This is a genomic window from [Clostridium] aminophilum (assembly GCF_900101295.1).
Classification (GTDB): Bacteria; Bacillota; Clostridia; order Lachnospirales; family Lachnospiraceae; genus Clostridium_R; species Clostridium_R aminophilum_A.
In genome coordinates this window covers 1-6,472 of sequence record NZ_FOIL01000090.1, presented here as the reverse complement: position 1 = coordinate 6,472, position 6,472 = coordinate 1, and the positions used below count along the sequence as shown (strand labels likewise).

Annotated in this window: 5 protein-coding genes, 1 tRNA gene and 1 pseudogene; 5 read left to right on the top strand and 2 right to left on the bottom strand. The window is 47.0% G+C overall.

Features of this window, described 5'->3' with window-relative positions; genetic code table 11:
* Positions 1-307 (bottom strand): annotated as a pseudogene (locus BMW41_RS14685) (hypothetical protein); the annotation flags it as partial.
* A gap of 296 nt (positions 308-603) precedes the next feature.
* On the opposite strand from BMW41_RS14685, the gene BMW41_RS13720 reads away from it, so the two are divergent.
* Positions 604-1,005 (top strand): VOC family protein, encoded by a 402-nt coding sequence (locus tag BMW41_RS13720; RefSeq protein ID WP_074650763.1) that lies wholly within the window; start codon positions 604-606, stop codon positions 1,003-1,005.
* A 26-nt stretch (positions 1,006-1,031) separates the two neighbouring features.
* Positions 1,032-2,432, top strand: a complete 1,401-nt coding sequence (locus BMW41_RS13715; protein WP_207646901.1) for a mechanosensitive ion channel family protein — start codon at positions 1,032-1,034, stop codon at positions 2,430-2,432.
* A gap of 84 nt (positions 2,433-2,516) precedes the next feature.
* Here the strand turns inward: BMW41_RS13715 and BMW41_RS13710 are convergent, their stop codons facing one another.
* On the bottom strand, positions 2,517-2,852 hold the full coding sequence (locus BMW41_RS13710) for a DUF1622 domain-containing protein (RefSeq protein ID WP_074650759.1): 336 nt from the start codon (positions 2,850-2,852) through the stop codon (positions 2,517-2,519).
* Between the two features lie 299 nt (positions 2,853-3,151).
* Between BMW41_RS13710 and BMW41_RS13705 the strand changes: the two genes are divergently transcribed.
* From BMW41_RS13705 to BMW41_RS13695, 3 genes are all read left to right on the top strand, one after another.
* Positions 3,152-4,585: a sodium-dependent transporter gene (locus tag BMW41_RS13705; protein WP_074650758.1), complete on the top strand. Its 1,434-nt coding sequence runs from the start codon at positions 3,152-3,154 to the stop codon at positions 4,583-4,585.
* 84 nt (positions 4,586-4,669) lie between these two features.
* The gene (locus tag BMW41_RS13700; protein WP_083379023.1) at positions 4,670-6,241 is read left to right on the top strand and encodes a dicarboxylate/amino acid:cation symporter; all 1,572 of its coding nucleotides are present in this window, start codon (positions 4,670-4,672) and stop codon (positions 6,239-6,241) included.
* A 159-nt stretch (positions 6,242-6,400) separates the two neighbouring features.
* A tRNA-Gly gene (locus BMW41_RS13695) sits at positions 6,401-6,472 on the top strand.

Genomic DNA, 6,472 nt, shown 5'->3' with positions numbered 1-6,472 from the left:
CGTGCGCCGTCTCGCGCTCTTGCTGCGAAAGGGAATTCGTAAAGGGTGTCCTTTTTTGTCGTTGTTCGAGCACGGCCGTGCTCGAACCGTTCGAAAGTCTCCGCTGTCGCTCCGGTCGGCGCAAAGCCGAGGTCCACTGGACCTCGTGCTCCTCGGTATCGAAAGTCTCGCCGTTTATCATGTATTTCAATAAAACTGTCTGGCAGATATCTTTCGAATCAAAGGTATGCTGCAAATAGTTATAGCTGATTCGAAGAATCATATCTGAATAAGTCTCTACAACCCGCCTTACTTCTTTTTCATCCATGTGATATTGCTTCCTTTTTCTTATTTTAGAAGGCCTTCTGCTTATAATACGATTTAAAGAGGGAAAAGTGGACAGTAGATTTTGTATTTTTTGAATTTGGGAGAGAAATGACAGGCGCCCCCCTAAGTGCTCCCGAAGGAAAAAGAGGTGCTCAAACAAAACAGGACAAAAATCTATGCCGGGAGTTTATTTTTGTAGATAAAATATGCTAAAATTTAATTATAATTAACATTATTGTTTTTGAAGAATGTCTTGGAAGGATCCATTTGTGTGCCTGGCCGGAAGGGAGAATCAAAATGAAAATTACGACCTTTAATCCGCAGATTATCACGAAAAATGCCGAACCGCTAATGAAGCTGTTTCAGGAACTCGGATTTGAGAAACGCCATGATCAGGAAGGAATCGGAGAACTGAATGTCGAGGGAATCCGCATGAAGAATGACGATGGCTTTTATCTTGATATCTCAATCCCGGAGACGCTCCCTGCGGCGGCGAAGGAAGAAAAACTGCTTCCGCATGATATGGTGGTAATCCGCATGAACGTCGATGATTTTGATGCGGCATATCAGGTGCTGGAGAAGCAAGGTTTTCGTAATGTCTACGCAAATGGCACGGTCGATACCAAATCTTCCCGGTCCGCTGTGATGATTTCACCGACCGGATTTGGAATTAACGTCATTCAGCACATAAAGCACTGAAAAGGGGACTGGAAAGAAAGGTTATGATGACGACAGAGACCTCCATTTCTGTTTTGTTAAGCATTCTGATCGGGATCGCCGCTTTCTGCGTATGGGTTATCGTTTTTCATCAGATAAAAAAACATACCAGTGCGTTACATGTGCGGTTTTCCGGACAGCTTGTAAAAGTATTGATTATAATTATATGTCTGTTTCATGTGATCTCGATATTGAGTCCGGAGAACAGTCTGAGCAGACTCCTTCTCGGAAGTTCGGCGCTGATCGTTGCCGTCATCGGTTTTGCTTCACAGCCGGTGATCGCAGATCTGATCTGCGGATTCCTGATCAGCATCAATAAGCCGTTTGAGATCGGCGATCGAATCATTGTGGACGGATATGAGCCGGGCATCGTGGAAGATATCACATTGAGACATACCGTCTTAACCATTTATGACGGAATCCGGATCATCGTGCCGAACAGTCAGCTGAATTCCAAGGTGGTTTATAACACCAGTTATAAAAAGCCCAACCGCGGTGTGCATCTTCAGTATTCGGTCAGTCTGGATACCAATGTTCCAAAAGCAATGGATATCATCCGGGACTGTGTTGCTGCGAGCCCGTACACGCGGGGTGTTGTGCGCAACAATATTGACGAGGATTCCGGCCCGGTATATTTTCTGAAGTTTTCGGACAGTGCGCTGATTCTGGAAACCACGATTCAGCTTCCGCCGACCATCAGTACCTATATCGCAACAACCGATATCAATGTTCGGGTGTTGAATGCGTTTCGGAGGAATAATATTGAAATTCCGTATAATTACTTCAATATTATTGATAAGAGTGTAATGGTTGATGACAAATCTCCGGATGCCGACAGAACGGTGAAACCGGTATTGAGTGTCGGTTCGCCGAGAATGCGCCATTACCGGACGGATACGATATACTTTGCGGATGTTTCGGATCCGGTCGCATCGGCAATGCAGCTGTCGAGAATATTTGCCAAAAGAGAAAGAATCGATAAAAACGCTACCGCGCAGATTCGTCTGATCGTGGAGGAAGCAGTCCGGATGTTCAGCGAAATGCTGCTGCAGTACAACGCAAGTCTTTATCTGGAAGGAAGCGGTCAGCTGTGCAGGATACATATCCATATTCCGATAAAGGTGGATCTGAAGCGTTATCAGGTATTGGCGAGTCTGTCGGATAATGTAACGGATGAGACGAAAACCGGACTGTACTCCAAGATACAGGATGTCATCTATAACGGAATGAAAAACCTTCAGCAAAACAAAGGAAGCGAATATCAATGGTCTGTCCGTGATATGACAGATAAAGACAGTTTTTCTCAGGAAGCAATCAGCAAATCCATTCTGGTATCGTTGACGGATGATATTAAGGTTACGGTTACCCGTTATTATACGGAAATCGTTTTGCTCAAGAATATCAGCTGATACGGTCCGCGCTGGTCAAAACATCCCCGCCCCGGATCCATCCGCAGCGCGGACGGGATCCGGGGCGGGGATTATTTTTGGCGATCAGCCCTCTTTTTTCTCGTTTTTGATCTCCCAGTGAATCAGGAAGGTGAGCATAGCCCGAAGCACAATGATCGCGCCGAGGATTCCAAGTTCTGCCCATTCACGGACGACGACCGTACGGAGAACCTCGCCGCCCATCTTAAACTCCAGAGCGAGAGCGATTCCCTGGGCGAGATCCAGACGGATATTCTGCGTGTTCTTTTTCAGCCAGAAATAAAAGCATTTCAGTGCGGTGGCCATCAGTACCGCAATTCCAAAGAATTCCAAAAGTGTGGTGCTGATTTGTACCACCCCGTATAGCACTTCGTCCAACAGGGCCAAAAATGTCTCTGCCATGAGTAATCCCCTTTCTGCTTGAAAACTTTTGTATCTTATTATATCGCAGAATGGCGTTCTTTGCCCACGGTGGGAATGGTTCATGGCGGAAATGCTTTCTGCTGCGCTTTTCTGCCCAATAATATCAATAATATAATGATAGATGCTGACGAAGTAAAAAATATCCGGGACTTCGGTTTTGGACATACACTTTATAGTAAAATATCAATAGATGAAAATGCGTCGACGGGGGCATAAGGATATTTCCAGGAAACGGATTCTTTGGCCGTATCTTTTGAGACAAATATGAGGATGTAACCATGAAAGAAACGAAAAAGGAAAATGCTGAAAAACTGCCCCGGTTTGGCGGGCAGATCGGTTTTGTGCTTTCATCGGCCGGCTGTGCGGTAGGGCTGGGAAATCTGTGGAGATTTCCATATCTTGCTGCCCGGGACGGGGGCGGTATATTTGTCCTTGTCTATCTGATCCTTGCGGTGACCTTTGGTTATACCATGCTGATGACGGATATTGTGATCGGCCGCAAAACCGGACGGAGTGCGATTGGGGCCTATGAAAATATTCATCGCAGGTGGAAATTTGTTGGAATTCTGGTGTTTATCGTTCCTGCGCTTGTCATGAGTTATTATGGCGTCATCGGGGGTTGGGTCACCAAATATACGGCGTTATTCCTCACCGGGCATATTGCGGAGGCGACTCAGGAAGGATATTTTACGGAGTTTATCACCGATCCCGGCGCGCCGGCTGTTTACGGGATCGTGTTCGTTTTTCTGACATTGCTCATCGTTCTGGGCGGAGTGAAAGACGGAATCGAAAAAAGCGCGCGGATTATCATGCCGGCGCTGGCGGTCATGATGCTGGTGGTTTCGGTATTTGCACTTACGCTGTATCACACAGATGAAGTTACAGGAGAGGTGCGGACGGCACTGCAGGGGTTGAAAGTATACCTGATTCCGGATTTTCGCAATCTGACGGCAGAGCGTTTTTTCCAGATTCTTCTGGATGCCATGATTCAGCTGTTCTTTTCCCTGGGAATTGCCATGGGAATCATGGTGACCTATGGTTCCTATGTGGAAAAAAAGGTCGATCTGAACCGATCGGTCAATTATATTGAGATTTTTGATACCGGGATTGCACTGTTGGCAGGAATGATTGTTGTGCCGACAACATTCGTGTTTTACGGTATTGAGGGAATGACATCCGGACCGGGACTTCTTTTCATATCATTAACCAATGTGTTTCATACCATGGGAAACATGGGAACCGTTGTAGGAACCGCTTTTTTCTTTACCGCATTCTTTGCTGCGCTGACATCAAGCGTCTCGATTTATGAAGCCGTAGTTGCAAATTGTATGGAGATATTTCATGTTTCACGAAAAAAAGCAAGTATCGTTCTTTTCTTCATTTATTGCGGCACAACCGTTCTGATCTCTCTGGGATACAGCATTTTCTATTTTGAACTGCCGTTGCCGAACGGAGCGCAGGGACAACTGCTGGACATCATTGATTATTTCAGCAACAGCTTTATGATGCCGCTGGTTTCCCTGCTGACCTGTATCCTGATCGGGTGGGTCGTCGGTCCTTCCTTTGTTACGGAGGAAATCGAGGTTTCTGGTTTACCATTTCGGAGAAAAAGGATGTATGTTTTCATGCTTCGCTATATCGCTCCTGCGATGATGGCGGTGCTGTTTCTGCAATCCACCGGAATTCTGAAAATGCTGATCGGATACGGCTGATCCGGATAATGGCGTGCGGTTCAAGATTGGCGCTTCACAAATTATTTACCGTAGTTCTTGTCGTAATTTACCGGGGTAAAAACCATGATTCAGTTGACAAACCAAAACATTAATCGTTCCATTGACGAAGTCGAGACATTTTTGACGGAGAGCAGGTCAGAGAGCGGTAAGGCCATCAAGCTGCGCCTGATGCTGGAAGAGGTACTGCTGAATTATCAGGAACGTTTGGGAAAGGGACGGGAGTTCTCCATTCAGAAAAAGAAACTCCTGGGCCGTATTCAGGTGATTTTGAGTGTGACCGGCGAAGGATTCGATCCCTTTTCCGGAGATGGGAGTGAAGAGTTTCATCTGTTGCGAAAACTCCATGCGGACGTAGATCTTGTCACGGACTGGTCATATCAAAATGGCGTCAACCGTGTCAGCTTCAGTCTCAACCGGCAGCAAAAGTTTTCATCGACACAGAAAACCCTGATTGCACTTTTTTTGGGAATTGTTCTGGGAAGTGTGAGCTATGAGCTGCCGGAGGCCGAACGTTTATCGCTGCTGGAAAACTATATTGGGCCAACTCTCAATACAATTTTGAATATCATAACGGCTGTGGCAGTGCCGATGGTGTTTTTTTCTCTGACATGGGGCGTTTGTACCATCGGGGATGTGAATACACTGAGTCGGATAGGAAAGCGCATGATTGGTCGGTTTATGCTGTCTCAGCTGTTGCTTGCCGCGATTGCGGCTGCCGTTTGCGTTCCTTTTTTTCACAGCAGTTCCACGGGCAGCAGTTCATTTCAGCCGGCGGAGATTTATGCGCTGCTGCTGAGTATCATACCGGATAATCTGGTTACTCCATTTGCCACCGGGAACACCGTACATGTCATTACTCTGGCTGTTGTTGCAGGCAGTGTGCTTCTCATGATGGGAGAGAGAGTATCCAGTCTGACTTTGTTCGTGGAGCACATGAACAATGCGCTGTTTTATCTTATGTCCGGCATCAGCGCGCTGATTCCTTTTATGGTGTTTTTGGGATTATTCAAGATTACCGCAAGCGGGCAGCTTTCCGTGGTTCTCCAGTCATGGAAAATGCTGCTGACGATTCTGGTGCTGTTTATTCTGCCAATGCTGATCTACACAATCATCGTTGCGGTCAGAAAAAGGGTCTCTGTTATAAAACTGATCCGAAAGGCGGCATCGGTCTTCCTCATCGGTCTGATGACGGCATCCTCCAGTGCGGCGCTGGCTGAAAACCTGGAGCGCTGTGAACACTCCTACGGGATCGATGAAAAGATTGTGAGGTTTGGCGTTCCTTTGGGACAGACTATTTTCATGCCGGGAGCGGCCATGTTTTTTATCAGTATCAGTTTCGGAATGGCGGAGAACTGTGCCATCGCCATCACACCGAACTGGCTGGTTCTGGTGACATTGACCAGTGTATTGCTGGCGGTGGCGCTTCCGCCCATTCCGGGAGGGATGACCATGTGTTTCACTATTTTGTTTGGACAGCTCAACATACCTTTCGAGAGTATTGGAATTGCACTGGCACTGAACATCGTCTTTGAGTACGCGGTAACCGGTGTGAATCTTTTCTGCCTCCAGATGGAACTGACGGAACTGGCCGGATCGCTGGGGATGCTGGATCTCAACACTCTCCGAAAATCCTGAGACATTTTTTTAGAAACAGGACAAATGGAATTCCGGGCAGCGGTACTCACGGGAAAGCGTGGGTGCCGCTGAACTATTAAGCATCATTGTTTAAAAAGTTATTGCCAATCGATCGAGACTGTGGTAATATAGTCTGCGTCAGATTGCTGACAGAGAAATGCGCGAGTGGCTCAGTGGTGGAGCACCACCTTGCCAAGGTGGGGGCCGCGGGTTCGAATCCCGTCTCGCGCT

Bases quoted from the DNA above. Each gene is read 5' to 3' on its own strand.
- BMW41_RS13720 (WP_074650763.1), top strand. From the start codon at position 604: ATGAAAATTACGACCTTTAATCCGCAGATTATCACGAAAAATGCCGAA.
- BMW41_RS13715 (WP_207646901.1), top strand. From the start codon at position 1,032: ATGACGACAGAGACCTCCATTTCTGTTTTGTTAAGCATTCTGATCGGG.
- BMW41_RS13710 (WP_074650759.1), bottom strand. From the start codon at position 2,852: ATGGCAGAGACATTTTTGGCCCTGTTGGACGAAGTGCTATACGGGGTG.
- BMW41_RS13705 (WP_074650758.1), top strand. From the start codon at position 3,152: ATGAAAGAAACGAAAAAGGAAAATGCTGAAAAACTGCCCCGGTTTGGC.
- BMW41_RS13700 (WP_083379023.1), top strand. From the start codon at position 4,670: ATGATTCAGTTGACAAACCAAAACATTAATCGTTCCATTGACGAAGTC.